This window comes from Streptomyces sp. NBC_01622, from assembly GCF_045209635.1.
In the GTDB taxonomy this organism is placed as follows: Bacteria; Actinomycetota; Actinomycetes; order Streptomycetales; family Streptomycetaceae; genus Streptomyces.
Genome location: NZ_CP109293.1, coordinates 4,570,186 through 4,596,605 on the forward strand (window position 1 = coordinate 4,570,186; position 26,420 = coordinate 4,596,605).

22 protein-coding genes are annotated in these 26,420 nt (G+C 71.0%); 7 read left to right on the forward strand and 15 right to left on the reverse strand.

The window, feature by feature from the left end; all coding sequences use genetic code 11:
- Positions 1 to 26: 26 nt before the first annotated feature.
- A complete protein-coding gene (locus OH768_RS20510) occupies positions 27 to 746 on the reverse strand; it encodes a response regulator transcription factor (protein ID WP_019066793.1) in 720 nt (239 codons plus the stop codon).
- Positions 743 to 2,071 carry a PspC domain-containing protein gene (locus OH768_RS20515; RefSeq protein WP_406455634.1) on the reverse strand — a complete coding sequence of 443 codons (1,329 nt, stop codon included), beginning with the start codon at positions 2,069 to 2,071 and terminating at the stop codon, positions 743 to 745. Before OH768_RS20515 ends, OH768_RS20510 begins: the two co-directional genes overlap by 4 nt.
- A 173-nt stretch (positions 2,072 to 2,244) precedes the next feature.
- Here OH768_RS20515 and OH768_RS20520 point away from each other — a divergent pair, with 173 nt between their 5' ends.
- Both OH768_RS20520 and OH768_RS20525 read left to right on the forward strand, forming a co-directional pair.
- A complete protein-coding gene (locus OH768_RS20520) occupies positions 2,245 to 3,681 on the forward strand; it encodes a PspC domain-containing protein (protein WP_406455636.1) in 1,437 nt (478 codons plus the stop codon).
- On the forward strand, positions 3,668 to 3,910 hold the full coding sequence (locus OH768_RS20525; RefSeq protein WP_406455638.1) for a hypothetical protein: 243 nt from the start codon (positions 3,668 to 3,670) through the stop codon (positions 3,908 to 3,910). Before OH768_RS20520 ends, OH768_RS20525 begins: the two co-directional genes overlap by 14 nt.
- Here OH768_RS20525 and OH768_RS20530 read toward each other — a convergent pair whose 3' ends face one another.
- Together OH768_RS20530 and OH768_RS20535 are read right to left on the reverse strand one after the other, a co-directional pair.
- Positions 3,911 to 4,441, reverse strand: coding sequence for a DoxX family protein (locus OH768_RS20530; protein WP_200714171.1), 531 nt, complete (start codon positions 4,439 to 4,441; stop codon positions 3,911 to 3,913). It abuts the gene before it with no gap.
- A 199-nt stretch (positions 4,442 to 4,640) separates the two neighbouring features.
- A complete protein-coding gene (locus OH768_RS20535) occupies positions 4,641 to 5,921 on the reverse strand; it encodes a hypothetical protein (protein WP_406455640.1) in 1,281 nt (426 codons plus the stop codon).
- A 218-nt stretch (positions 5,922 to 6,139) separates the two neighbouring features.
- Here OH768_RS20535 and OH768_RS20540 point away from each other — a divergent pair, with 218 nt between their 5' ends.
- The gene (locus OH768_RS20540; RefSeq protein WP_019066786.1) at positions 6,140 to 7,033 is read left to right on the forward strand and encodes a DUF4429 domain-containing protein; all 894 of its coding nucleotides are present in this window, start codon (positions 6,140 to 6,142) and stop codon (positions 7,031 to 7,033) included.
- Between the two features lie 7 nt (positions 7,034 to 7,040).
- Here the strand turns inward: OH768_RS20540 and OH768_RS20545 are convergent, their stop codons facing one another.
- Positions 7,041 to 7,835 (reverse strand): class II aldolase/adducin family protein, encoded by a 795-nt coding sequence (locus OH768_RS20545; protein WP_406455642.1) that lies wholly within the window; start codon positions 7,833 to 7,835, stop codon positions 7,041 to 7,043.
- Between the two features lie 119 nt (positions 7,836 to 7,954).
- On the opposite strand from OH768_RS20545, the gene OH768_RS20550 reads away from it, so the two are divergent.
- Positions 7,955 to 8,428 (forward strand): pyridoxamine 5'-phosphate oxidase family protein, encoded by a 474-nt coding sequence (locus OH768_RS20550; RefSeq protein WP_406455644.1) that lies wholly within the window; start codon positions 7,955 to 7,957, stop codon positions 8,426 to 8,428.
- A 13-nt stretch (positions 8,429 to 8,441) separates the two neighbouring features.
- Here the strand turns inward: OH768_RS20550 and guaA are convergent, their stop codons facing one another.
- Complete coding sequence (gene guaA / locus OH768_RS20555) at positions 8,442 to 10,010, reverse strand: glutamine-hydrolyzing GMP synthase (RefSeq protein ID WP_406455646.1); 1,569 nt, start codon at positions 10,008 to 10,010, stop codon at positions 8,442 to 8,444.
- A gap of 389 nt (positions 10,011 to 10,399) precedes the next feature.
- Here guaA and OH768_RS20560 point away from each other — a divergent pair, with 389 nt between their 5' ends.
- A complete protein-coding gene (locus tag OH768_RS20560; RefSeq protein WP_406455648.1) occupies positions 10,400 to 10,669 on the forward strand; it encodes a chorismate mutase in 270 nt (89 codons plus the stop codon).
- Between the two features lie 589 nt (positions 10,670 to 11,258).
- Here OH768_RS20560 and OH768_RS20565 read toward each other — a convergent pair.
- The gene (locus tag OH768_RS20565; RefSeq protein WP_406455650.1) at positions 11,259 to 12,392 is read right to left on the reverse strand and encodes a hypothetical protein; all 1,134 of its coding nucleotides are present in this window, start codon (positions 12,390 to 12,392) and stop codon (positions 11,259 to 11,261) included.
- 208 nt (positions 12,393 to 12,600) lie between these two features.
- On the opposite strand from OH768_RS20565, the gene OH768_RS20570 reads away from it, so the two are divergent.
- Positions 12,601 to 13,668 (forward strand): LAETG motif-containing sortase-dependent surface protein, encoded by a 1,068-nt coding sequence (locus OH768_RS20570; protein ID WP_406455652.1) that lies wholly within the window; start codon positions 12,601 to 12,603, stop codon positions 13,666 to 13,668.
- An 88-nt stretch (positions 13,669 to 13,756) separates the two neighbouring features.
- Here the strand turns inward: OH768_RS20570 and OH768_RS20575 are convergent, their stop codons facing one another.
- The 4 genes from OH768_RS20575 to OH768_RS20590 all read right to left on the reverse strand — a co-directional run bounded on the left by OH768_RS20575 (position 13,757) and on the right by OH768_RS20590 (position 19,794).
- The gene (locus OH768_RS20575; RefSeq protein ID WP_406455654.1) at positions 13,757 to 15,535 is read right to left on the reverse strand and encodes a GMC family oxidoreductase N-terminal domain-containing protein; all 1,779 of its coding nucleotides are present in this window, start codon (positions 15,533 to 15,535) and stop codon (positions 13,757 to 13,759) included.
- Positions 15,536 to 15,564: 29 nt separating this feature from the next.
- Positions 15,565 to 17,196, reverse strand: a complete 1,632-nt coding sequence (locus OH768_RS20580) for a succinic semialdehyde dehydrogenase (RefSeq protein ID WP_406455656.1) — start codon at positions 17,194 to 17,196, stop codon at positions 15,565 to 15,567.
- A 148-nt stretch (positions 17,197 to 17,344) separates the two neighbouring features.
- A complete protein-coding gene (locus tag OH768_RS20585) occupies positions 17,345 to 18,856 on the reverse strand; it encodes a serine/threonine-protein kinase (RefSeq protein WP_406455658.1) in 1,512 nt (503 codons plus the stop codon).
- A gap of 44 nt (positions 18,857 to 18,900) precedes the next feature.
- Complete coding sequence (locus tag OH768_RS20590; protein ID WP_406455660.1) at positions 18,901 to 19,794, reverse strand: MBL fold metallo-hydrolase; 894 nt, start codon at positions 19,792 to 19,794, stop codon at positions 18,901 to 18,903.
- Between the two features lie 102 nt (positions 19,795 to 19,896).
- On the opposite strand from OH768_RS20590, the gene OH768_RS20595 reads away from it, so the two are divergent.
- Positions 19,897 to 20,790 (forward strand): AraC family transcriptional regulator, encoded by an 894-nt coding sequence (locus OH768_RS20595; protein ID WP_406455662.1) that lies wholly within the window; start codon positions 19,897 to 19,899, stop codon positions 20,788 to 20,790.
- Here OH768_RS20595 and OH768_RS20600 read toward each other — a convergent pair.
- The 4 genes from OH768_RS20600 to OH768_RS20615 form a co-directional block, all read right to left on the reverse strand.
- Positions 20,784 to 21,155, reverse strand: coding sequence for a hypothetical protein (locus tag OH768_RS20600; RefSeq protein ID WP_406455664.1), 372 nt, complete (start codon positions 21,153 to 21,155; stop codon positions 20,784 to 20,786). The two genes, OH768_RS20595 and OH768_RS20600, sit on opposite strands and share 7 nt — an antisense overlap.
- A 28-nt stretch (positions 21,156 to 21,183) precedes the next feature.
- Complete coding sequence (locus tag OH768_RS20605; RefSeq protein ID WP_406455666.1) at positions 21,184 to 22,893, reverse strand: LamG-like jellyroll fold domain-containing protein; 1,710 nt, start codon at positions 22,891 to 22,893, stop codon at positions 21,184 to 21,186.
- An 86-nt stretch (positions 22,894 to 22,979) separates the two neighbouring features.
- Positions 22,980 to 24,566, reverse strand: a complete 1,587-nt coding sequence (locus OH768_RS20610) for a serine/threonine-protein kinase (protein WP_406455668.1) — start codon at positions 24,564 to 24,566, stop codon at positions 22,980 to 22,982.
- Positions 24,567 to 24,682: 116 nt separating this feature from the next.
- Positions 24,683 to 26,392, reverse strand: a complete 1,710-nt coding sequence (locus tag OH768_RS20615) for a serine/threonine-protein kinase (protein WP_406455670.1) — start codon at positions 26,390 to 26,392, stop codon at positions 24,683 to 24,685.
- Positions 26,393 to 26,420: the final 28 nt, after the last annotated feature.

Below are 26,420 nucleotides of genomic sequence, written 5' to 3' on the forward strand. Positions count from 1 at the left end.
GAACCCCCGGTGAACTCCCTTGCGGGTCACACCAGTCGGCGTGCCGTCGCCCACCGCGTCAGCTCGTGCCGGTTCGACAGTTGGAGCTTGCGCAGCACCGCCGAGACATGGGACTCGACCGTCTTCACCGAGATGAACAGTTGCTTGGCGATCTCCTTGTAGGCGTAGCCGCGGGCGATCAGGCGCAGGACCTCGCGCTCGCGCTGGGTGAGGCGGTCGAGGTCCTCGTCGACCGGCGGGGCGTCGGTCGACGCGAAGGCGTCGAGGACGAAGCCGGCCAGCCGCGGGGAGAAGACCGCGTCGCCCTCCTGGACCCGGAAGACGGAGTTGACGAGGTCCGTACCGGTGATCGTCTTGGTGACATAGCCGCGCGCACCGCCTCGGATCACCCCGATCACGTCCTCCGCCGCGTCCGACACGGACAGCGCGAGGAAGCGGACGGGCTGCTCGGCGTCGCTCATCAACGGGGCGCAGCGGCGCAGGACTTCGACCCCGCCGCCGCCCGGCAGGTGGACGTCGAGGAGGACCACCTCGGGGCGGGTCGCGGTGATGACCGTGACCGCCTGGTCGACGTCCGCGGCCTCGCCGACCACCTCGACGCCGGTCTCCTCGGTCCGGCCGATCTCCGCCTGGACCCCCGTACGGAACATGCGGTGGTCGTCGACGAGGACCACGCGCACGTGACGCCCGCCCGCGCTCCCGCCGGTCGGCTCCAGAGGCTCGTTCGTCTCGGTCGCGTCGCTCATGACGTCTTCTCCGCCCTCTCCATCTCCAGCTCGACCTCGGTACCGCCGTCCGGCACCGCGCGCAGCCGTGCCGTGCCGCCGTGTCGCTCCATACGGCCGATGATCGATTCTCTGACGCCCATGCGGTCGGCGGGTATCGAGTCGAGGTCGAAGCCCGGTCCGCGGTCACGGACGGACACGAAGACCTTCTTCCCCTCCACCTCGGCGTAGACCTGCACGGCGCCACCCTCGCCACCGTACTTGGCCGCGTTCACCATCGCCTCGCGCGCGGCCTGCATCTGGGCACCGATTCTCTCGTCGAGCGGGCAGTCCCCGACGATGACGACCTCGATGGGGACGCCGTGCTTGTCCTCGACCTCGGCCGCGCTGCGCCGCACCGCCTCGGCGAGGGTGTCGGGTTCGTCGGCCTCTTCCTTGCCGGTGCCCTCCGGTTTGTAGAGCCAGGCGCGCAGATCGCGCTCCTGGGCACGGGCCAGGCGGCGTACCTCGCTCGGGCTCTCCGCGTTGCGCTGGATCAGGGTCAGGGTGTGCAGCACGGAGTCGTGGACATGGGCGGCGACCTCGGCGCGCTCCTGGGCGCGGATGCGCATCAGGCGCTCCTCGGAGAGGTCCTGGGTCATCCGCACGAGGTACGGGCCGGCGAGCAGGGTGATGCCGACGAGGACCGCGAGGGCGGCCTGGAGCACCGAACCGAGGTGGGCGGCGGAGCCCTGCAGCACGAAGATCGCGGTGGCGCCTGCGGTGACCAGCAGGACGCCGCCGCCCGCGCGCAGCAGGCTGAGCGTACGGCGACGGCCGCCGACCTCGGCCCAGCGGGCGCGGCGGGCGTTGTCCGCCTGACGCCAGACGAGGGCCACGCCCGCGCCGACGAGGACGACCGGGAAGAGATAGGCCTTGGCGCCGTCGCCCAGATTCACATTGCCGACGAAGACCAGCGCCACGACGACCATGAGGAGCAGGGCGACGATCTGGCCCTTGTCCGGCTTGCGGGCGACGAGTCTGCGGCGGCCGTCCGCCGAGGTCTCGGTGGAGACGAGCGACGGGGGCCGCTGGCCGGCGACGCCGCCGACGCCGAGCGGCACGAAGAACCAGAACGAGGCGTACAGCAGCGCGCCGAGTCCGTCCGCGAGGAACAGGCCCACGAACACCAGCCGCACCCAGATCACCGGCAGGCCGAGATGCCCGGCGAGCCCCCGCGCCACACCACCGAGCCAGCGTCCGTCGCTGCTGCGGTAGAGCTTGCGCGGCGGCCGCGGGTCCTCGACTGACACTGCTGCGGCTTCCGGCATGCCACCGATGTTCACACGCCCCGCCGCCCGGAGCATCAGGGTCGGCCCCCGAGACTCCCCTGATCTTCGGAAACGACGCGGCTCAGGGGCCTTTCGCGGTGTCGGGGTCGGTGTCGAACACTCCCCCGGTCCCTGTCAGGGCGGATTTCAGGGTTCGGCCAGGGTCGTCCCGACTGCCATCGGCGCCTCGCGGCGGGCAGCATGGACGCATGACAGATCACGAGCACGCCGCGACGGGTCCGGGACCCGGCTCCGGCCCCGGCCCGGCAGCGGGCGGCGGGCCGCAGGACGCCGTGCCCGCCGCGGGTGCCGCGTCGTCGCCGGGCGCCGCGCCGTCGGGTGCCGCGCCTGGTGACACGATCACGGCCGCGCCTCCGCACCGGTTCCGGCGGGACCGGCGGTCCAAGGTGCTCGCGGGGGTGTGCGCGGGGCTCGGGCGGCAGTGCGACATGGACCCGGTGATCTTCCGGATCACCCTCGCGGTGCTCTCGGCGACGGGCGGCATCGGCCTCATCTTCTACGGCTTCGCCTGGCTCTTCGTCCCGTACGACGACGAGGAGGAGAACGAGGTCCGCAAGCTCTTCACCGGCCGCGTCGACGGCCAGGCCCTGGCGGCGGTGCTGTTCGCGCTGGTCGGCTGCGGTGTGTTCCTGTCGATGCTGAGCAACGCCAGCGTGCTCACCTTCGCCGTCGTCCTCTCCCTCCTGCTGGCGGGCGCGGGGTACTGGTCGCAGCAGCGCGGCGCCCCCGACCCCGACCCGCTGGCCGCGCAGGCCGTCGCCGACGCCCCGCCGGAGGCCCAGGCACCGCCGGTGCCCGCCGCCTACCCCTCCTGGTGGCGCGACCCGATCGTCAAGGACGGCACCCACGTCGGTGGCACCGGCTATCTCTGGGGCCCCGGGGACTCCCGCACCCGCGACATCACGGACGCGGTCCACATCAGCCTCGGCCCTTCGTACCCGCACTGGCCCCAGGATCTGCGGCCCCCGCGTCCGCCCGCCCCGAAGCCGCGCGGTCCGCGCTGGATCGGCGGCTGGGTCTTCCTGCTGGCCCTGCTCGCGGGCGCCCTCGGCACCGCCGCGCGATGGGACGACCAGGCGCTCGGCACCAGCCTGCAGATGGGTCTGGCCTGCGCGCTCGTCGTGTTCGGCCTGGGGATGGCGGTCAGCTCGTTCCTGGGGCGTACGGGGGCGGGCTCGGTGTTCCTCGCGATCGTCACGGCCGGCCTGCTCGCCGCCTCGGCGGCCCTGCCCAAGGACCTCACCACCCACTGGGAACGCCTCACCTGGCAGCCCACGGCGGTGGCCCAGGTGCAGCAGAACTACGACCTGGGGAACGGCGTGGGCACGCTCGACCTGACCCGGCTGCGGCTGGCCAAGGGGCAGACGGTGACAACGTACGCCCAGGTGGGCATCGGGCAGTTGAAGGTGATCGTGCCGTCGGACGTGACGGTGAAGCTGAGTGTGGACGTGGGCGTCGGGGACATCCAGTTGCCCGGTGACGGCAAGAAGGACGTGGACGTGGAACCGGGCAAGCACAAGCAGGTCACCCTGACCCCGGCGACGGGCGTGAAGAGCACCGGCACGCTGGACCTGGACCTCCGGGTCGACGTCGGACAGGCGGAGGTCAGCCGTGCTGCGTCATGAGTTCCAGCCCGGAAAGCTGGTCGTCGGTCTCTTCCTCGTCGCCGCGGGCGTGGCCTACGCCGGGGACGCGGGCGGGCTGTGGGTGACCGAGTGGTTCGCGGCGATCCCCCTGGTCGTCGTCGGCCTGTTGCTGGCCGGCGTGGTGGCCGGCGTCAACGGGGCGATCCGCAGACGACGCAGGGCCGGCCGTACGAGCACGGCCGACCCCGGTCCTGAGATATCGGGCTGACTAGCGGTAGCCACCCGCCCGCTGCCTTCGCCTCGCGCGTAGTGCCGCGTCCAGGGAGAACACGGAGGCGCCCGCGAGGACGAGGGGCAGCCAGGCCATCAGATAGGCGAGGTCGTTGCCGTAGTAGTACGGGTCCGACTGCCAGCTGATGGTCAGCCACAGGCTGAGGGAGATCAGCGCGCCGCCGAGTGCGGCGATGCGGGCCAGCAGGCCGATCAACGTGCCGATGCCGACGGCGAGTTCACCGAAGGCGATGGCGTAGCCGAAGCCGACGGGGCTCTTCAGGGACAGGTCGACCAGGGCCGGGATGGCGGACGAGTCGCGGACCGCGCGCATCGTCTCGCCGACCGACCCGGCGCCGGAGGCCTTCATGAAGGCGCTGTCGGTGAGTTTGTCCAGGCCCGCGTAGATGAAGGTGACGCCCAGGAAGACACGTAGTGGGAGGAGGGCGTACCGGGTGGCGGTGTCGCGCCAGCTCCGGTCGCCGTCGAGGTACGGGGTTTGCGTATCCATTCGAGTGCCGTGAGTCATCGCCCTTAGCCGCCTCTCGCCCGCCGTTGACCCCTCAACAGACCATACGTACGAAAAGGGGGACCCGCTCAACCATGCTTCGGACAGTTTTTCGCACTTCGGCCGAGTTCGGGCGGCAGTCGGCCGCGTTCTCTGGATATTCAGCTGTGGGCCCGGATCTGCCGCACACCCATATGGACGTCCTCGCCCATCGGCCGTCTCAGTCCGTCACGTCGACGACACAGGCATTCGTCTCCACGCCCGCCGCGGTCACGACCTGTACTTCCACGCGTCCGGGCTCGACGTCCACAGGGACCGGGACGGTGAGGAGGGTGTCCGTCGGGTTGGAGAACCCGCCGGTGACCGGGACCAGGGGTACGTGGACGTTGACCGGGCCGATGCGGACGACCATGCGGGAGAGGCGGTCCGCGGTCTGGGCGCCCGGGGGGACGAAGCCGGCGCCGCGGATCTCGATGTCGTCACCGGTGCGGATCGGGGCGTCGAGGTCGCCCGCCTCGCGGGAACGCACCACCGAGAGGATGACCGGACGGCCGCCTTCCGCGTACTTGCCGGCCAGGTATGTCGCGGCGGAGATGAGGACCACCACCGCCAAGCCCCAGGGCAGGTCCGGCAGTTGGTCGGGGCGGCGGGCGAGTCTCACGGCCGCGAAGACGAGGGCGACGGCGCTGATCGCGACGTACTGGATGTCGGCGAAGGTGCCGCGGCCGGCGTCGTCGGTGAGGAGGTCGGCCGCACGCGGGCGGTCGGCGGGGATCTTCTGGAGGCGCTGGCCGAGGACCCGCAGGCCGACGACCCGGCGCACGAGCACGGCGATCGCGCAGACCACGGCGAGGACGGTCACCACACCGGCGCCGCGGGCGAGTTCGAGGCCGGAGATGAGGGCGTCGCGTTCGGCGTGGTCGGAGGCGGCGGCGAGGCGGCCGGCCAGGACCAGCACTGCGTACGCCACGAACAGCACCCAGGAGACGGCCACCGCGCGGGAGGTCGACAGCCGGTTGTCCTCACCGATGACCGGGGCCAGCGCCCCGCCGCGCGCCCGGTGGAACCAGGAGGCGGCACTCAGCGCGCCGGCGACCACGAGCGCGGCCAGCAGTCCGGCCGTACGGGCCGCCGTCCAGCCCGCGCCGATCGCGGTGAGCGCCTGCACCAGGAGCAGGACGACGAAGCCGCCCCACACGGCGAAGGCCGTGCGGTGCCACAGGCGCGCCAGCCAGGCTCCGCCCTCGGCCCGGCCGCGTTCGGCGACGGCGTCGGCGGACTGGGTCAGTTCGTCGGAGACCCACTGCCGGGAGGCGGACGCCGAGTGCGCCACCGCCGCGGGCAGCCCCTCGCCGGCCGCGAAGCCGTCCCGCTTGACGAGGAACGCGGCGACCGCGCGCCGATGCCCCTCGCGTGCTCCGTGCGGGCAGTCCCCGCAGGTGCAGCCACCTCCGTGGGCACCCACCTGCTCGCCGCCCTGTCTCGCCTCCTGCACCGCCACGCCCGACGCCTGCCTTCCCCACGACCCTCATGGACCTCGGCCCTCGAAACCGGGCCCTCACATTCGGCGACCGGCTCCGAAGCCTTTGGCCACCGCCTTGCAACTCCCGCACGACAACAGCGGATTGTGCCCTACGGGACACGGCCCGCGTCCGGCAGGTCTGGTCAGCGCGGGTGAAGTGAGCGCCGCCGTGTTGACCCGGCTGCGAGAATTTCCGTATGGCCGAGATCATCCAGCGCGACGGGACCTGGGCCTTCGACGGCACAACGGTCAGGATCACACCGGGACTTCACCGCTCCGTGCCACTGTTCCGGCAGACGTACGGCGAGATCGCGGTGCCCCTCGAAGCCGTCGCGGGCGTCGTCTACGAACCCGAACGCAAGCGTGGCCGACTGCGGCTGAGGCTGCGCGAGGGGGCCGATCCGCTGTTGCAGGCGACCGGTGGGCGGCTGCCGGACGCGGCGGATCCGTACCGGCTGATCGTGGACATCGACCGGTCCGGGGTCGCCGAGTACGTGGCGGAGGAGATTCGGCACGCACTGCTCCTGGACCAGATCCCCAAGGAACCCACCAAGGCCTATCTGCTGCCGGGTCCGCCGGTCCCGGTCTCGGTCCGGTCCTCCGACGGCACGGTGTCATTCGACGGCGCCCAGGTGCGGATCGACTGGGCGGACACCTCCGAGCGCGTCAAGCGGGCCACCGGGCCGCGGATAGTCGCCGTGGGCGATCTGGTGCAGGTGGAGTGGTTGCCCAACTCCGGTTACGAGGACGGGTTCATGCGGTTCGTGACCCGGGAGACGGTGTTCTCCAAACTGCCGCCGGAGAAGGACCCGTACGCGCTCGACCTGTGGGGCAGCACCCGCCGTGATCTGCTCACCGCGCTGGTGGCGACGGCGGTGACCGCGCGGCTGCCCCATCCGTCGGTCCGTGAGCGGGAGAACGGCGAGTTCACGGACCGGCCCCCGCGTGCGGCCACCGTCCCGCCCCCGGCCGACCATCACGACGTACTCCTGCGCAGGCTGCGGGAGTTGGGCGAGTTGCACCGGGAAGGGGTGCTCACGGACGAGGAGTTCACGATGACCAAGGCGGCGGTGCTGCGCGGTTTCAGATAGAGGGGCCTCAGCTGAGGAGGTCCGGTTCGCTGCGGCTGATGTCCTGCCACAGGGGCTGGTAGTTGATCCATGCGACGAGGTCACCGCCGGTCTGTTCGCGGGTGGCGACGGCGAGTTTGTGGTCGATGAGGAGGGGTCTGCCTGCCGCCTTGGCGAGGAGCTGGACCTGGCAGGAGCGTTCCATGGACAGGAACCACCAGGCCGCCGCGTCCACCGAGTCGCCGACCGTCAGCAGGCCGTGGTTGCGGAGTACGAGCGCCTTGCGGGAGCCCAGCCCGGCGGCGATCCGCTTGCCTTCCTCTGCGTCGACGGAGACGCCGCTGAAGGCGTCGTAGAGCGCGTGGTCCTCGTAGAAGGCGCAGCTCTCCTGGCTGATCGGGTCGAGGAAGTCGCCGAGGGCGGAGAGGGCGCGGCCGTGCACGGAGTGGCAGTGGGCGACGGCGACGACGTCCGGGCGGGCGGCGTGGACCTGGGAGTGCACGGTGAAGGCGGCCTGGTTCACATGGTGGCCGCCCTGGAGCACCTGGCCCTCGGAGTTGGCGAGCACCAGGTCGCTGACGGTGACGTGCCGGAAGGGCATCCCGAAAGGGTTGACCCAGAAGCAGTCGGTGAACTCGGGGTCGCGGGCGGTGATGTGCCCCGAGACCCCGTCCTCGAAGCCGAGCCGGCCGAACAGGCGCAGGGCGCCCGCGAGCCGTTCCTTGCGGTGCCGGCGTTCGTCCTCGACCGACTCGTGCATCGGCGGCATGGCGAACCGCAGCCGGTCGGTGGGCAGGGGGGAGGGCGGCGTCGGCCCGTGCATCGGTCCTCCAGCACTGGGTTTGTTGTAAGGGCGAGAAGTTACCGCCGGTCGGTCGAAAAGGGCAGTGCAGGTCTGTAAAGAGGACAGAGGTTGTCGGTTATCGGCGGAACACTCGCCGTATGACAGCGAACTGGGCCACCTTCACCGCCGCCGAACCGGATCTCGCCGCGACCGTCGAGGAGCGTTTCGGTACCTTCACGCATCACGTCCTCGCGACCCTGCGCAAGGACGGGTCACCGCGTACGACCGGGCTCGAAGTGCGGTTCCTGGACGGCGAGTTGTGGCTCGGGATGATGCCCGACTCGCTGAAGGCGCTGGATCTGCGGCGCGATCCGCGCTTCGCGCTGCAGGCGAACCCGGGGCCGGGTACGGACACCCACGGCGGGGACGTACGGGTGAGCGGGCGGGCGGTGGAGGTGACGGATGCCGGGGTGAAGGGGGCGTACATGAAGGAGGTGGAACCGCCGGAGCCGTTCCACCTCTTCCGCACCGAGTTGACGGAGGTCGTGCGGACCTACGTCGAGGACGAGAAATATCTCGTCGTGCAGGTCTGGAAGCCCGGAGGGCCGGTGCGGACCCTCAAGCGGACCTGAGCCCCCGGAAGGCTCACTCCCACTCGATGGTCCCCGGGGGCTTCGAGGTGATGTCGAGGACGACTCGGTTGACGTCGGCGACCTCGTTGGTGATGCGGGTGGAGATCTTCGCGAGGACGTCGTACGGCAGGCGGGACCAGTCGGCGGTCATGGCGTCCTCGGAGGAGACCGGGCGCAGGACGATCGGGTGGCCGTAGGTGCGGCCGTCGCCCTGGACACCGACGCTGCGGACGTCGGCGAGGAGGACCACCGGGCACTGCCAGATGTCGCGGTCGAGGCCGGCCGCGGTCAGTTCCTCGCGGGCGATGGCGTCGGCGTCGCGGAGCAGGTCGAGGCGGTCCTTGGTGACCTCGCCGACGATGCGGATGCCGAGGCCGGGGCCCGGGAAGGGCTGGCGCTGGACGATCTCGTCCGGCAGGCCGAGCTCCTGGCCGACCATCCGGACCTCGTCCTTGAACAGCTTGCGCAGCGGTTCGACGAGCTTGAACTCTAGGTCCTCCGGCAGGCCGCCGACGTTGTGGTGGGACTTGATGTTCGCGGTGCCGGTACCGCCGCCGGACTCGACGACGTCCGGATACAGCGTGCCCTGCACCAGGAACGCGACCTCGGGGCCCTCGTCCGCGATGATCTCGGCCTGCGCCTGCTCGAAGACACGGATGAACTCGCGGCCGATGATCTTCCGCTTCTGCTCCGGGTCGGAGACCCCGGCGAGCGCGGTGAGGAAGCGCTCCTCCGCGTCGACGACGACGAGCTTGACGCCGGTCGCGGCCACGAAGTCCTTCTCGACCTGCTCGGTCTCGCCCTTGCGCATCAGACCGTGGTCGACGTAGACGCAGGTCAGCTGGTCGCCGATGGCGCGTGCGACAAGGGCAGCGGCTACGGCGGAGTCGACACCGCCGGACAGACCGCAGATGGCGCGCTTGTCGCCGACCTGCTCGCGGATCGCCGCGACCTGCTCGTCGATCACATTGCCGGTGGTCCAGGACGGGGTGAGGCCCGCGCCCCGGTACAGGAAGTGCTCCAGGACCTGCTGGCCGTGCGTGGAGTGCATGACCTCGGGGTGGTACTGGACGCCGTAGAGCTTCTTCTCGTCGTTCTCGAAGGCGGCGACCGGGACGACGTCCGTGGACGCGGTGACCGTGAAGCCCTCGGGGGCGGCGGAGCAGGCGTCGCCGTGCGACATCCAGACGGACTGCTCGTCGGGAGTGCCTTCGAAAAGGGTGGAGGACGACCGCGAGACATGCAGGGGCGTACGGCCGTACTCGCGGGCACCGGTGTTGTCGACGGTGCCGCCGAGGGTGGTCGCCATCAGCTGGAAGCCGTAGCACATGCCGAAGATCGGGACGCCGGCCTCGAAGAGTTCGCGGTCCAGGCGGGGGGCGCTCTCCGCGTACACGGAGGAGGGGCCGCCGGAGAGGATGATCGCCGCCGGGTTCTTGGCGAGCATCTCGGCGACCGGCATGGTGCTCGGCACGATCTCGCTGTAGACCCGGGCCTCGCGGACGCGGCGGGCGATGAGCTGGGCGTACTGCGCGCCGAAGTCGACGACCAGGACGGTGTCGGGGGCGGGGGTCGCTGACACGGGAGCGTGGCCTTCCGGCGGTGGGGCGGGGGTCTGGGTACCGATTCTAACGGGGGTCGCGTGGGACACCTCGCCGTCTCCCGGGGGCTCCGCCCCCAGACCCCCCGGACCTATGCCCGCCCACCACCCGTCTCGGCCGGCTCGATCGGCATCGTCAAGGCAAAAAGACAGCGGGCACCGTCAAAAGACTCTGTGGCATACTCGCCCCCATGCTCACGCACCCGACCTTCCTCTTTACCTATGGCAACCGGCCCGCCGGCTGCCATGGTCGAGCTGCTTGAGTTACTGACAAGCGACTTTCCAGGCGCCCCGGGCCGACAAGGCCCGGGGCGCCTGTCGTTTTCCGGGTCGTGTCGATCCGGGGCCGCCCTTCCGACCAGGAGCCCCTTATGACCGCCACCACGCCCGCCACCACCCCCGAGCAGACCATCGCCGACGCCCGTGAGCGGATCGACGCTCTCGACGACCGGATCATCGGGCTGATCCAGGAACGGGTCGCCGTGTCCGCCGTCGTGCAGGAGACGCGGATCGCCTCCGGCGGCCGGCGTGTGCACCTGTCGCGGGAGAACGAGATCCTGGGCCGCTACAGGGACGCGCTCGGCAAGCCCGGCACCTCGCTCGCGATGACGCTGCTCGAACTGTCGCGGGGGCGGATCTGAGTTCGAGCCCCGTCTCACCCGTACGGCGCGTGACCGCCCCGGGAACCGCTTCGTTGGTGGGGGTGTCCGTGCCAGCCAGGGGCGGGCCCGAAAGAACCACGCGTGGCTCGCTGGGGCGATGAGACGTACGGATCGTGCCGTACGTCGTGGGACCTCGCTCCAGGGTCGTGACCGGACGGCAGGGGACAGCAGCCCGGTCACCCAAGAGAACGGTCGGCTCCGGGGACGCCCGGGGCCGCCCGGCGGAACTGCAAAATGCACAAAGCCGGATCGAACGGTTGCGGTCGTCGTCTCCATCCAGCACGATGCGTAGAAGCCCCCCGAGCTCCCCTCTGAGCCCCAAGTCCCATAGCAGCCAACCGCATTGCGGTGCACCGTCCCACTGCCAAAGGTCGAGACCAAGTGCGCGCCCCGTGTGCGCCGGGGCGCCGACCCGGGGCACTTGAGACAACTTGAGACCAGCGGCGCAACCCCCCGGCGCCGCTCCCAGGCACCGGCGCCGCCCTGACGTCGGTGCTGACGGAGAAGGGCCCCGCGGCTCCGTCCCGCGGGGCCCTTCGCTTGCGTTCCTGCGGGTCCTCGCGCGCTCCTAGGTCCGGCTCACCGTCCCGCAGTTTCCCTCGCCCTTGCCGATGTCGCGGCTGCGGTCGTACGGGTCCGTCGTCGGGCCCGTGGGTGTCGCGCCCGTGGGGGACGACGTGGCGTCGGAGTCGAACTGCGGGTGCAGAAAGCCGTCGTAGACGTCGCAGGCCGAGTTGCCGAAGTCCGCGTTGTTGAGGGTGAGGGTCAGCAGGCCGGGGGTGACCTGGTAGCGGGCGGGGTCGAGGACCTCGGTGTCGATCACCCGGCGGACGATGGTGCGGGCGACCTCGGTGGAGCCGTCGGTCCGGACCAGCGGGTAGACGAAGGTGTAGTCGGCGTGGACGGTGACGCCCCCGCTGGAGTCCTTCGCGAAGGTGATGCGGCCACGGGTCTTCACCACCTTGCCGACCAGTCGTACGTCCTTGGGGTCGAAACGGCTGAACAGCAGCGTGGGGTCGTCGGCCTTGGTCGGGGCGGCCAGGGAGGTCTTCAACTGGTCGAGCACCTTGGGCTGCTTCGGGTCGAGGACGGCGAGCGCGGCGGACGGGCGGGCGCCGCCGATCGTCTTCGGGTCGAGGTTGGCTGCGACGAGCAGGATCTTCGTCTGCTGGAGGGCCAGTTCGACCCGGTCCTTCGAGAAGGTGCCCACGGCGGTCGCCTTCGGCAGGATGATGCCGGCCGCGCCGTCGGCCCAGTTCAGGGCGGGTGAACCGGCGAACGGCCGGTCCAGGGTGGGTATGTGGGGATCCGCGGTGGAGGGCGCGGCGGTCGGGGCGGCGGTCTCCGCGGCGAGCGGGGACGCGGCGTCCGAGTCCGCCTTGGCGCCGAAGGGGTCGCCGGGCAGCAGCGAGGGTCTCATCGCGACCACGACGACGACCACGGCGAGCGGGACGCCGAGTACGGCCCACAGGCGACGCCTGCGCCGGGCCCGCCCGTTCATCTCCTGCCAGGCCGGGCCGGTACGCCAGCCCTCGGGCTGCTCGGCCTTCTTCAGCCGCTCGGTCACCTGGCGGGCGCGCGCGGACGGTTCCTTCTGTGCGGAGGCCCGGATGTCACGCTCCGTGTCACGGGCGAACTTGTCCCAGACGTCGTCGGGGATCTCCGGGGTCGAGGACGGTTCCTCGGACGGTTTGTCAGACACCAGGTAGTTGTAGGCGCCCGAAAGCGTGTTCGCAAGCAGAACCTGGGTGTGACACAGCCCACATAAGAATCAGGTGAGGATTGACACAACCATTCACAGGTTTCCCGGGTCACACCTGCAGAACAAGGGCCACACCCGCGCCCCACACGCGGAGCCCTCCGCCCAGCGTGCTGCACTGTCGCAGCACTCCGGACTTCTTGAGGACTTCATGAAGCTTCGCCGTGTCATGGCCACGGTCGCCGCGACGGCCGCCATCGCCCCCCTCGCCCTGCTGTCGGCACCGGCCGCGTTCGCCGACGGCGGCTCGCCGGACACGTCGTCCAGCAGCCCCGCGGTCGAGGACAGCACCCCGGCGGCCGACGCGAGCACCCCCGCGGCCGACGACAGCACTCCCGCCTCGGACGCGAGCAGCCCGGCGGCGGACACCAGCACCCCCGCCTCGGACACCAGCTCCCCGGCGGCGGACACGAGCAGCCCCGCCGCGTCGGACTCCCCGAGCGGAAGCGCGTCGCCGAGCCCGTCCGCGTCGCCGAGCAAGCCGTCCGACGACTTCGACCCGTACGCGGACTGCAAGACGTTCGACCTGGACGAGAAGCTCTCCGCGTCGATCACCGGGCTGCCGAACAAGATCGTCGCCGGCTCCGGCTGGCACACCTTCAAGTTCGTGGTGAAGAACGCCTCGGACAAGGACCTGCAGAACGTCTGGATCAACGCGCTCACCGAGTACAGCGACGACGTGAACGAGGACTCCTCGCTCATGCTGGACCTGGCCGAGATCCAGCTGAAGCAGGACGGCAAGTGGACCGACTCCTACCAGGAGACCGTCGGCACCGGCAGCGACGAGACCACGCTGTCCGGCAGCATCGTCGCGGTGCTGCCCACCCTGGAGAAGAAGTCCTCGACCACGCTCGACCTGCGCGTGAAGATCAAGTCCTCGGCCCCCGCGGGCTCGTCGTTCGCGCTGAGCCAGGCGGTGTACGCGGGCAAGGGTGAGTCCTGCTACGTCAACGGCGACTACTACGAGTTCTCCGTGCTCGCCGCCGGCAGCAGCGACCCGGGCGACGTCGGCGAGGCCAAGCCGACCGGCCAGAAGCCGACCGGGACCAACGACGACCTGAAGCCGCAGGGCGGGGTCAACGAGGCCACCGGCAACCTCGCCGAGACCGGCTCCAGCTCCGCGCTGCCGGTGATCGGCCTCGTGGGCGGCGCGGCGGTCGTCGCGGGTGCCGCAGCGGTGGTCATGGTGCGCCGCCGCAAGACCGGAGAGAGCGCGTAACACGTAGCTCGCTCGACAAAGGACCTGCGCTCGGAGGGGGGCGCAGGTCCTTCTGTTTGTACGGCAACTGCCGCTTGTCTTCTACGGCTTACGACTTCGGCGGCACCGTCGGCATCCCCAGGAACGGCAGCTTCAGCGCGCCGAACGCCCCCTCGGGGACCGCCGGTTGACGCGGCTCCACCGGCTTCAGCCGTTCGTACGACGCCCCTTGGCGCGGACGCGGGTCCGGCTCGCCCTTGTTGGGCCAGTACGACATCGCGCGCTCGGCCTGCGCGGTGATGGTGAGCGACGGGTTGACGCCGAGGTTCGCCGAGACGGCCGCGCCGTCGACGACCGAGATGCCCGCGTGGCCGTAGAGGCGGTGGTACGGGTCGATCACACCGGTCTCGCGGGAGGCGCCGATGGGACAGCCGCCGAGGAAGTGGGCGGTGAGCGGGGTGCCCATGAGTTCGCCGACGTTGGAGCCCGCGAAGCCGTTGATCTCGGCGGCGATGGCCGCCGCGGCCTCCGAAGCCGCCCTGATCTGCTTGGGGTTGGGGGCGCCGTGCCCCTGACGTGCCGTCAACAGCCCTTTGCCTACGCCGTCCTGCTTCAGATACGTCGTCAGGGAGTTGTCCAGCGACTGCATCACCAGGCCGATGATGGTCCGCTCCGACCAGCGGCGGTTGGAGAGGGAGCGAAGGACCAGGAGCGGGTGGCGGGCCGCGTTCGCCAGCCAGGCCAGCACCCTCGACGAGCCCTCGGCGTACGGGACCTGGAGGATGGAGAGGCCGCCCATCGAGTTGGAGCCCTTGCCGTAGCGGACCGGTTCGATGTGGGTGTTCCCGTCGGGGTGGATCGAGGAGGTGATGGCGACTCCGCGGGTGAAGTCGGCCTTCGGGGTGCCGGTCGCTCTGCGGTAGCGGCGGTCGTTCGTCTGGGCGCCGACCAGCGCCTCCGAGTTGGTGCGGGTGAGTTCGCCCAACTTCTCGGAGAGGTACGGCAGTTGGCCGCCCGCCTTCATACGGTGCAGGAGGGTCTGGGTGCCGTAGGTGCCGGCGGCGAGGACGACCCTGCGGGCCTTGAAGGTACGGCCCTTCGACGACTTCCTCGCGTCCGTGGGCAGGGTCGCCACCGCGTAGCCGCCCTGTGAGTCGTCCGTGACGGACACGACCGTCGTCATCGGGTGGACCTCGGCGCCCGCCTTCTCGGCGAGGTGGAGGTAGTTCTCGTTGAGGGTGTTCTTGGCACCGTGCCGGCAGCCCGTCATGCACTCGCCACACTCCGTGCAGGCCTTGCGGGCCGGGCCCGCGCCGCCGAAGTACGGGTCCGCCACCTGCTCGCCGGGCCTGGCCTTCGCGGTGCCGTCGGCGTCCTCGCCGTCGCCGAAGAAGACACCGACCGGGGCCATGTGGAAGGTGTCGCCCACGCCCATCCGCTGGGCCGCCGCCTTCAGATGGACGTCGGACGGGGTCATCGTCGGGTTGAGCCGTACGCCGAGCATGCGGCGGGCCTGGTCGTAGTACGGGGCCAACTCCTCCTGCCAGTCCGTGATGTCGCGCCACTGGGGGTCTTCGAAGAACGGCTCGGGCGGTACGTACAGGGTGTTGGCGTAGTTCAGGGAGCCGCCGCCCACGCCCGCGCCGGCGAGAACCATGACGTTGCCGAGCAGGTGGATGCGCTGGAGGCCGTAGAGGTTGAGCCTGGGGGCCCAGAGGTAGTTCTTGAGGTCCCACGAGTTCTTGGGGAGGGATTCCCGGGTGAAGCGTCGGCCGGCTTCCAGGACACCTACGCGGTAGCCCTTCTCCGTCAGGCGCAGGGCGGTTACGGAACCACCGAAGCCCGAGCCGACGACGATGACGTCGTAGTCGTAGGTGTCCTGTGACACATGCTCTCCTCGTTGAGAACCAGGGACTGCTACTTGAGACGCAAGGCCTTCATGACCCGGAGACTGCGGCTCATGAACTGGGCGTATGCCTCGTCGGTCATGCCCAGTGACGGGGCCATCGGCAACAGTCGCTGCTGCGCGACCGTTTGGGCCTCCGTGTACTTGAGGATGCCCTCGGAGCCGTGGCGGCGGCCGAGGCCGGAGTCCTTCATGCCGCCCATGGGGGACTGGACGCTGCCGTAGGCGGAGGCGTAGCCCTCGTTGACGTTGACCGTGCCGGTGCGGAGGCGGGCGGCGACGGCCCGGCCGCGGCGGCCGTCCTTCGTCCAGACCGAGGAATTGAGGCCGTAGGAGGTGGAGTTGGCCGCTTCCACCGCCTCGTCCTCCGTCGTGAAGCGGTAGATGGAGACGACCGGGCCGAAGGTCTCCTCGCCGCACACCGACATCGGGGCTTCCACGCCGTCGAGGATGGTCGGTTCGAAGAAGTACGGGCCGATGTCCGGGCGGGCGACTCCGCCCGCGATCACCTTGGCGCCCTTGGCGACGGCCTCCTCCACGTGTCGCGTCACCGTCTCCAACTGGCGCTCCCCCACCAGCGATCCCATGTCGGCGCCGTAGGCGAGGGAGGTGCCGAGGCGCATGGCCTTGGTGCGGGCGGCGAAGCGTTCCAGGAAGGCGTCGGCGATCGACTCGTGGACGTACAACCGCTCGATGGAGATGCAGAGTTGGCCGGCGGAGGAGAAGCAGGCGCGGACCGCGCCCGCCGCCGCCTTGTCGAGGTCGGCGTCCTCCAGGACCAACATGGCGTTCTTTCCGCCGAGTTCGAGGGAGACGCCGACCAGCCGGGCCGCCGCGCCCTGCGCGACCTCGCGCCCGGTGCGGGTGGAGCCGGTGAAGGAGACGTAGTCGGCGCGCTTGACGACCTCGGGGCCGACGACCGGGCCCTCGCCGAGGACGACCTGGAAGACGTCAGCGGGCAGGCCGGCCTCGATGAGGAGGTCGCGGGCCCAGAGGGCGGTCAGGCAGGTCTCGGTGTCCGGCTTCATGACGACCGCGTTGCCCGCCACGAAGGCCGGGAGGGCGTCGCCGACGGAGAGTTCGAGCGGGTAGTTCCAGGGGGCGATCTGACCGACTACCCCGCGCGGGTGGCGGAGTTCGGTGACCTTGGTGAGGGTCGGGACGGCGCCGGTGTGCCGCTTCGGGCGGAGGTAGGCGGGGGCCTTGCGGCCGTAGTGGCGGGCCGCGACGGCGACGGCCTGCACCTCCTCGTGCGCGTGCAGCCGCGCCTTGCCGGTCTCCAGCTGGATCAGGTCGAGGACCTCGGCCTGGCGGGCGAGGACGAGATCGTGAAAGCGGAGCAGGACGGCCGCGCGCTGCCTTACCGGCGTCTGTACCCACAGGGCCTGTGCCGAGCGGGCCGCGTCGAAGGCCTTCGCCACGTCCTCGGGGGTGGACTCGGGCAGGTCGGCGAGCTTCTCACCGGTGAACGGCGTGTGGTTGGCGGTCCGGCCGGAGCCGACCACACCCTTCGTGAGCTGGGCAACCAGCTCCGGGGTGACCACATCGGCGGCGGTACGGGCGCCTGTGGGGGCCGGCGCGAGGGGGTTTGTGCCGGTCGTCGTTTCCGTACCGGTCTTTTCCGGGGCCTGCGAGTCCGTCATGTGCGGCAGGGTATGCCGCCACGAGGGGTTTGGGTACCCGTCGGTAATCGGGATTCACCAGGCGCTCACACCACGCCAGCGATCACTGGCAACGAATGCGCTGATCAGGGTGTTGTGCGGGGATGATCATCACTGGATCCCCTCCGGTTCACTTTTCCGGGAGGGTGAGCCGGGCTCGGGCGCCCTTGAAGAGCGCGGTGCCCTTCTTCTCCGCGGGAATGCCCTTGAGCATGTCCACGCGCAGTTCGTACATGCGGTGGTCCGCCGTGCGGACGATCAGGGCCATGGCGCGGGTGGGGACACCGGACTGTCCGTAGGTGGTGTCGGCCAGGACGGCGTCCTTGTTCCCGCGGAAGCTGGTGCGGGTGTACTGCGGGTTCGCCGTGCCCCGGCCCAGGGCGTGCGCTTCGGCGAGGGGCGAGTCGGTGGCCTTGTCCCATTCGGTGAGGCGGACGCGGAGGGCGCCGGCGCCGTAGGTGACGGTGCGGCTGCCGGCTGCCGCCTGCGTCTCTTGAAGCCGGTACTGGGACGGGAGGAAAAGAACCGCGTTCATACCGTCCCGCTGGTGAGCGGTCCAGGAGTCCGAGTCCTTGCCGAGGACTCTCTCCAGGACGGTGCCGAGGACGAGGCCCGCCACGAGGAGTACCCCGAGGGTGATGAGAAGGGTGCGGCGGGGACGGGACTTGGGCTTGGGGTCGGGCTTGGGCCTGGGCTCAGATTCGGCTTCGGGTTCGGGTTCCGGTACGGCGACGGGGACGGTGGCCGCCTCCTCGGGCTCCGCGTCGGGCTCCGCGTCCTGGACGGCGACCGCCGGCTCCGGTATGTCCTTGCCCGCGGCCACTGCCTCCAGTACCGCGCCCACCTCCTCCGCCCCCGGCCGCTCCTCCGGGTCCCGGGCCAGCATCCGTACGATCAGCGGTCCGAGGGGGCCCGCACGGGTCGGCTCGGGCGGTTCGCCGGACAGGATCGCGCCGAGGGTGGACTCCACGGTCGTACGGCGGAAGGGGGACGCCCCTTCGACGGCCGCGTACAGGAGTACGCCGAGGGACCACAGGTCGGAGGCCGGTCCGGCGCCGGTGCCCGACATGCGCTCGGGGGCGATGAATTCGAGTGAGCCGACGAACTCGCCGCTGGCGGTGAGGGATTCCTCGCCCTGGATGTGCGCGATGCCGAAGTCGGTGAGGACGACCCGGTCGTGGGGGCCGAGCAGGACGTTGGCGGGCTTCACGTCACGGTGCACTATCCCCACGGCGTGCGCGGCGCTCAGGGCGCCGAGGACGGCGCGGCCGATGCGCGCGGACTCGGCGGGGGCGAGGCGTCCGCGCTTGAGCAGTTCGTGCAGGGACTCTCCGCGCACCAACTCCATGACGATCCACGGGAGTTCTTCCTCGATGACGACATCGTGGATGGCGACGGCGGAGGGGTGGTCGACCCGGGCGGCGGCGCGGGCCTCGCGGTAGAGGCGGTGGGCGGCGCGCTGGAACTCCTCGTCCTCGGGGTCGCCGGGCAACCTCGGCTGTTTGACGGCGACTTCGCGGTCCACGAGTTCGTCGAAGGCCCGCCATACGGTGCCCATGCCGCCGGAACCGATCCGTTCGAGCAGCCGGTAGCGACCGCCGACCAGCCGTCCGTCGCGCACCTGTTCGCCGACTTCGCTCATGCCCCATCAGTACCGTGCCGGATACGGCCTTGTCGACGCGCGTCCTACTTCCCGAGCACCAGCGTGTCGCCCGCCCGCCGCACCTCCGCGACACCGCTCCCGGCGAAGTGCGCCGGAATCACCAACTCCCCTTCGTCCGCCGCCCGTTCGAGCACGCGCCGTCGACTCCGGGCGGCCTGCCGGGGATCGAGGCAGAAGCAGCTGCTGCACTCGGGGTGCGCGATCTGGACCGGGCTGTGCAGCAAGTCCCCGACGAACACGGCCCGTTCGCCGCCGGAGGCGACCCGCAGGACGGAGGAACCGGGGGTGTGTCCGGGCGCGGACTCCAGCGTGAGGTGCTCGTCGACGCGATGGGTGCCGTCCCACAGGGTGGCCAGCCCGGCGCGGTGTACGGGCGCGACGCTGTCCTCGTAGGTCAGGCGGTCGTCGGGCCGCACCCCGCCGCCGTAGTGGTTCCGGGGGCCGAAGTGGAAGTCGTCGGCGGCGGGGAGGAGATAGCGCGCGTTGGGGAACAGCGGCTCCCAACTCCCGTCCACGTCATGGGTGTTCCAGCCGACGTGGTCGCCGTGGATGTGGGTGTTGACGACGACGTCGACCTCCTCCGGTCGTACGCCGGCCCGCGCCAGCCGCCCCGGCAGGTCGCCCTGGCTCATGTGGAACAGCGGATTGCCGGGCCGCTCCCGGCCGTTGCCGACGCCGGTGTCCACGAGCACGGTCCGGCCGGCGCTGCGCAGCACCCAGGTCTGGAGCGCCACGACCGCCTGGTCGCTGTCGGGGTCCCAGTGGTCGGGGGCGAGCACGTCACGGTTGTCCTGCCACGCCTCGGGCGCCAGGTCCGGGACGAGGGTGCGGGCGGGGACGTAGGGCTGGTGCCACTCGACGACTCGGACGACTTCGACGTCGCCGATCCTCAGGGTCTGTGTGTTGTCCTCGGTCATGGAAACGAGCCTAGGGAGCTGTCGGCGAGTGTCTCAATGCGTGAATTGCTCATCCGGATACGCACACGGCTCACTGATGCCCCGTGGGCGTAGTGTGCCCGTATGGACGTGGTGAGCGACGCGATCTCCGCCGTACGGACCGGGCGGGCCTCCTCCAACCGACTGCGGGTGGGCGGGAGTTGGTGCACGCGGCTGGCGCCGTACGAGGGTGCGGGGTTCCATGTCGTGCTCGCGGGCGGCTGTCGGCTGGTGCCCGACAAGGGCGGTGAGCCCGTGGCGCTGGGCGCCGGAGATGTCGTCCTGCTGCCGCACGGTGCGGGACATGTGCTGGCGGACTCGTCCGGCGATACGGCACCGGCGGTGCCGTTCGAGGAGATGCGCCGGCCGGTCGGGGACGGGCCCGAGGTGGAGCTGCTGTGCGGGAAGTACCGGCTGGACCGGAGCCGTACGCATCCGCTGATGGCGGAGCTGCCGGAAGTGGTCCATCTGCCGAACCGGGTCGGCCGCCATCCCGAACTCCGGGCTGCGGTGGACCTGTTGGCGCGGGAGCTGGACGAACGGCGGCCGGGGGCCTGCCTGGCACTGCCGAGCCTGCTCGACCTGCTGCTGATCTACATGGTGCGGGCGTGGATGAGCGAGGCGGAGACGGGCAGTTGGCCGTCCGTGCTGAGCGATCCGGTGACCACGGCCGCGCTACGGGCGCTGCACTCCGACCCGGCCGCCCCCTGGACCAACGACCGGCTGGCCGCGGCGGCGGGCGTGTCCCGGGCGACGCTGGCCCGCCGGTTCACCGCGCTGGTGGGGCGGGCGCCGATGGCGTATCTGACGTGGTGGCGGCTGACGTTGGCGGCGACCCGCCTGCGGGACACGGACGCCTCGCTGGCAACTGTGGCCCGCGAGGCGGGATATGGGAGCCCGTACGCCCTGTCGCATGCGTTCAGCCGGGAGTTCGGGGTGACGCCGGGAAGGTATCGCGCATCGGGGGAAGTTCAGTGAGACGTCAGGTCCTGGTCGCCCTGGTCGCCATCGGGATCGTCGTACTCCTCCGCCAGCCGTAGCCCCAGGTCGGCCTCCCAGTCCAGGGCCCACCGCCGCAGTTCCGCGGTCTCCCGCGCGTCGAGTCCGTGCGCCGCGAACTCCTCGTCGCTCACCCAGACCACGCCCTCCAGCCGGTCCCGCAGGCCGGAGAGGTCGAACTCCGGCCCGGCGTCCCGCAGTCCGAGCTGTTCGAGTTCGACGACGGAGAAGTGGCGGCAGGCCGCGTGCACGGCGAGCACGTCCTGCGGCAGACCGCGGTCGGCGAGCGCGCGCACGCTCGTGACCGCCAGGTCCTCGTGACTCGCCGTCTCCGCCGTCCGCACCGCCAACTCCCCTTACCCCAGCGCCCGGTCAGGCATCCGAGCCGCCCAGTCGCAGCATCGCCAGCCGGGTCTGGTCGAGCACTCCGGCGTAGGTGTGGACCTCGTCGAGCTCACCGGTCAGGTAGTCCGTCCCGATGCCCGCCGTGACGCTCCGGCCGATCTGGAGGTCGCCGGTGGGTGTCCAGGTGTCCTTGTCCGTGACGCTCGCGGTGTCGACGGCGTAGATGTCACCGACGTACAGGCGCAGTTGGTCGGTCTTCTCGTCGTAGACCACCGCGAGGAACTCGTCCTCGCCCGCCCCGAACGGCGAGACGGGCGCGCTGACCGTGGTGGTCGGCGCGTCGGCGCTGTCCTCGTGGGCGACCACGGCCTGCCAGGACCTGGACGCGGCGACATAGCGCAGCGTGAACAGATCGGTGTGCTCGCCGGGCTGGGAGAGCACGGTCATGTCGTGCGTCGCCGTGTCCACGTCGATGCGCGCATGGGCCGTCACCGAGAAGCCCGCGTCGGTCGGGCGGACCGCGTCCGGTGTGGTGGCGTAGTCGCCGTCGCCGTCCAGGAGGAGGTCGCCGTAGCCCACCATGGGGTACCGCGCCGGGGTGCAGTCGGGGTTCACGTCGCAGTCGTCGGTGCCCGTGTTGATCGACGCGTCGCCCGCCAGGGTCAGCGGTTCACCGCCCGCGTACTCGGGGCTGCTGCCGCCGGTCGCCGTCTCCAGGTCCCAGTAGCCCTGGCGCTGCGGGGTGCGCGCGGCGGCGGCCGTGATCTCCTCGGGGACGTAGACGCGGTCCCAGACGTTCACGTCGGTGAGCAGACCGTGCCAGTGCGCGGTGTCCCCGGTGTCCCGTTCGGAGCCGAGCCGCAGGGGGCCTGCGCCGCCGGCCGCGACGGTGTTCCCGTCCGTCGCGACGAGGTCTCCGTCGACGTAGAAGCGGGCCGTGTGCTGCTCGGCGTCGTACACGCCGACGAGATGGGCCCACTCGCCCCGCTCGGGGGAGCCGCCGCTGAGGTGTACGGAACCGCCGCTCGCGGTGGGGAGCGCGAAGGACCAAGTGGGCGCGCTGTCCGAGGAGTTCGTCGCCAGGCCGAGGGTGAAGCCGGTCCGGCTGACGGCCGTCGTGTCGCCGTCGAGGGCGTCCGGGCGGACCCATGCGCCGACCGAGAAGATCTTCGCCGTGTCCACCGACGAGTCGAGCGTGCCGTACGCCTCGTCCGTGCCGTCGAACCGGGCGGCGGAGGCGACGCCCGTCCCGGTGGGGCCCTGCGCGTCGGGGGTGACGCCGGTGCCGGTGTCCGCGCCGGAGTCGCGCTGCGGGTCCCAGTGGGTGACCGCCGCCCGTCCCGTCCTGACCCGGACGAAGTAGGTCGTCCTGGCGCTGACGTTCCCCGCGGCGTCGATGGCCTGGGCGTAGAGGTACGTCGGCCCGTTCGTCTGCGGCAGCCAGCGCAGGGAGACCGGGGCGCCGGGCTCGGCCGCCGTGAGGGTCCGCGGAAGGCCGCCCATCCATTCGTAGCGGTACGACACCACGTCGTCGGACGCCGAGTCGAATACGAAGGTGCCGTAACTGCCCACGCCGTCATGCTCGTTCGTGTCGTCCGGGTACTCCGCCGACGAGACGACCGGTGCCTGTGGCGCCTCGGTGTCGCCGGCCGCCGTCGCGACTCCGGTCATGGCGGCGGTGGTCAGTGCCACGGCCGCGCAGGCCACCCCGGCGCGTCTCCACTCGGACGTCCTCAAGGTCAATCCCCTCCCAAGATCCGGTAAAGAGAGAATGACCTTAACTGCCGCCACTGACAACGCGATTGAGCGCAGTGAGCCCACGCTCACAGGCTGTCGACGTCCAGGTTGGCGATCGCCGCCCTCGCCACCTCGCGGCCACGGGCCGTGAAGTCGCCCTTGCCCGGATAGCTGACGGTGAGCCGGTACATGTCCCCGGCGGAGGTCTTGTAGTAGAGGATCCGCAGTTCGCGGGGAAGGGGGTTCTGGGTGTCGTCGGAGTCGTACACGACCGTGTTCTCGGCGGACGGTTCGCCCCGGTAGGTGCCGGTCGGCTTCGGGACGGTCTCCTTGGCCTTCCCCATGTCGAGGTCGACGCTGCCGCTGGTCTTGAAGTCGCCGTTGTCCGAGTACATTTCGGCCGCCGCCGAGTCCTTGATGTACCCGTTGGGGTCCTCGGACTTCTTGTCGAGGCTCAGGAAGACCCAGATACTGCCGCTCGGGTCGGTGTACGTGACCCAGTGACTCTTGTCCGAAGCGCGGTCGGGGGTGGTCCGCTTGTACGCGGCCGGGACGGCGAGCGTCGCGGCCACATCGGACTCGTGGTGCTTCTTCCAGCCGTGCGGCAGCGGCCCCGCGAACGGGTTCGCGATCACCAGGTACGCGGCTGCCACCGCGGCCGCGACGACCACGGCACCGAGCCCGAACCACGTCCTGCGGCCCAACCGGCGTCCCCCTGCGGCTCTTTGGACGTACCGCACCTCCTGCGTCGACGCCGGAGCCGGCGGGTTCGCCACCGACTCGAGTACGGCGCGCACCCGGGCCGCGTCCGGGCGGCTCGACGGGTCCTTGGCCAGCAGACCGGTGATGAGCTCGGCGAGCGGGCCCGGCGCCGAAACCGGCGGCGCGGGCACGGAGTTGAGGACCGACTGCAGGGTGGCGGGGGTGTTGCTGCGGCGGAACGGCGAGACGCCCTCCGTCGCCGCGTACAGGACCACGCCGAGCGACCACAGGTCGGAGGCGGGGCCGGGGCGCTGGCCCAACACCCGTTCCGGCGCGATGTATTCGGGCGAGCCGACGAAGCCACCGGTGTCGGTCAGGTTCGTCTCGCCCTCTATCTGGGCTATCCCGAAGTCGGTCAGAACGACCCGGTCGTGGCGGCCGAGCAGGACGTTGTCCGGCTTGACGTCACGGTGCAGGACGCCCGCCGCGTGCGCGGCCTCCAGGGCGCCCAGCACCTGGAGGCCGATACGGGCCGCGTCGCGCGCGCCGAGGGTGCCCTCCTGCAGCACCTCGCCCAGCGAGCGGCCGGTCACCAGCTCCATCACGATCCACGGCCGGCCGTCGACGACGGCCACGTCGTGCACGGTCACGACGGCAGGATGGTCGAGCCGGGCCGCCGCGCGTGCCTCGCGGCGCATCCGTTCGAACGCGTTGTCACGTTCGCGTTCGGGAAGATTATCCGGAACACGGGGTTCCTTGACGGCGACCTCGCGGTCCATCGTCTCGTCCCGGGCCCGCCACACCGTACCCATACCGCCATGCCCGAGCTTGCCGAGCAGCCGGTAGCGCCCGGCGATCAGACGTCCGGTGCCACTGTCCCGCGAGGGCTGCGGCACCTTCGGTCTGGGCGGTTGCAGAACAAAACTCGTCGTCTCGTCGGACCCGCCGCCCTGTCCCCCGTCGCTGCTCATGGGTCCATCCATATCGCGGCGACCGCTCCCGTATCCACAGGGAACGCTTTCCGGTCACACACCCGTGACTCGAACGGTCACCTATCTCCCTTTTGCTCCGGTACGAACGTGTCGAGTCACGCCGGTACGAACGTGTCCAGCGCCACGTCGAAGTACTCCTTCGCCTCCCGCACCTTCCCGACCGGCGCCGACACCCACACGTCGTACATCCGGCCGCCCTCCTCCCAGCACAGGTCGTAGGTGTGCCGGGGCCCCTCCGCCGCACTGAAGCCGTTCCAGGTGAACTCCCAGAGCGCGGCGGGGTGTCCGTAGTGGGTGGTGTCGGTGACCTTCCCGTCGTGGTAACCGGGGTTCGTGTCCGCGCCCCTGGCCGCCGCGCTCTTCATCACCGCGAGCGGGCCGCCCGCGTCGGGGTCGGACATCCTGATGCCGAGCCGGAAGGTCTCGCCCGGCGACATGTAGAAGATCCGCTCGCCCTGCGGGACGCGCACGAAGTCCTCCGGTACGGCGAGCGCGAAGCCGTCGGGGTCGTGGGCGACGCGGTAACCGGAGGGCGCGGTGGGCGAGTTGGCGGTCTTCGAAGGCGAGGGCGTGGCCGAGCGGGTGGGTGACGGTGACGTCGTACCGGCGCTCATGGAGGTCAACGATGCCGAACTCACCGGCGGGGAGGCCCCCTTGTCGTCCCCGCGCATCAACAGCGCCGCCGCCGACACCCCCGCCCCTGCCGTCGCCGCGACCAGCAGCGCGGCCACCAGGACACCGCGGGTGGAGCGCCGAGGGGGCGGCACTTCCGTGACGGGGGGTGTGGGTGACGGTATCGACGGCTTGGGCGGCGCCAACTCCCGCAGCGGAACGTCCTGTTGGGTCGGCGTGTAACCGGGCGTCGGGTGCGCGGCACGCCCGGCCGCCGCCTTCGGTGTGCGCCCCGTCTTCAGGAAGGCACGCAGCATCCGCTCGGCCTCCGCCGCCCCCAGCCGCCGTTCCGGATCGCGTTCGAGCAGGCCCCGTACGACGGGCAGCAGCGGCCGGGCCTCTTCGGGTGGCCGGATCTCGTCGAAGACGACGGCGTGCAGGATGCCGCCCAACGAGTCGCGCCGAAACGGCGATTCACCGCTCAGCACCGTGCACAGCAGCGCGCCCAGGGACCACAGGTCGGACGCGGGGCCGGTCCGCAGGCCGGACATCCGCTCCGGCGCGGTGTACTCGGGCGAGCCGACGAACGCGCCGTTCTCGGTGAGCGTCGTGGCACCCGCGACCTGCGCGATACCGAAGTCGGTCAGGACGACCCGGGCGAAGGCGGCCGGGTCCGGGTCCGGCTCCGGGTGCACCCGGCCGGAAGCGGTCCGGTCGGGCTCCGGCCCCTCGGCCGTGGTGTCCAGCAGCACGTTCGCCGGTTTGATGTCCCGGTGCAGGACGCCCGCCGCGTGCGCCGTGCGCAGCGCGCCGAGCAGGGCGACACCGATCCGGGCGGCCTCGGCGGCGTCGACCGGGCCGTGCGTGGAGACCCGGTCGGCGAGCGAGCCGCCGTCGATCAACTCCATGACGATGTACGGCCGTTCGTCCTGCTCCACGACGTCGTGCACGACGATGATGTGCGGATGCCGCAGCTGCGCGACCGCACGCGCCTCGCGCAGCGTCCGGTCGCGGTGCTGCCGGGCCTCCTCATCGGAGAGCGAGTCGTCCTGCGCGATCTCCTTGACGGCGACCTGCCGGCCCAGCAGTTGGTCGGTCGCCCGCCACACGACGCCCATGCCACCGCGCCCGAGCCGCTTCTCCAGTCGGTAACGCCCGGCGATCACCCGGACGTTGTCCCCCTCGGTCCCCATGCGCACCATCATGACGCAACCGGAAGCG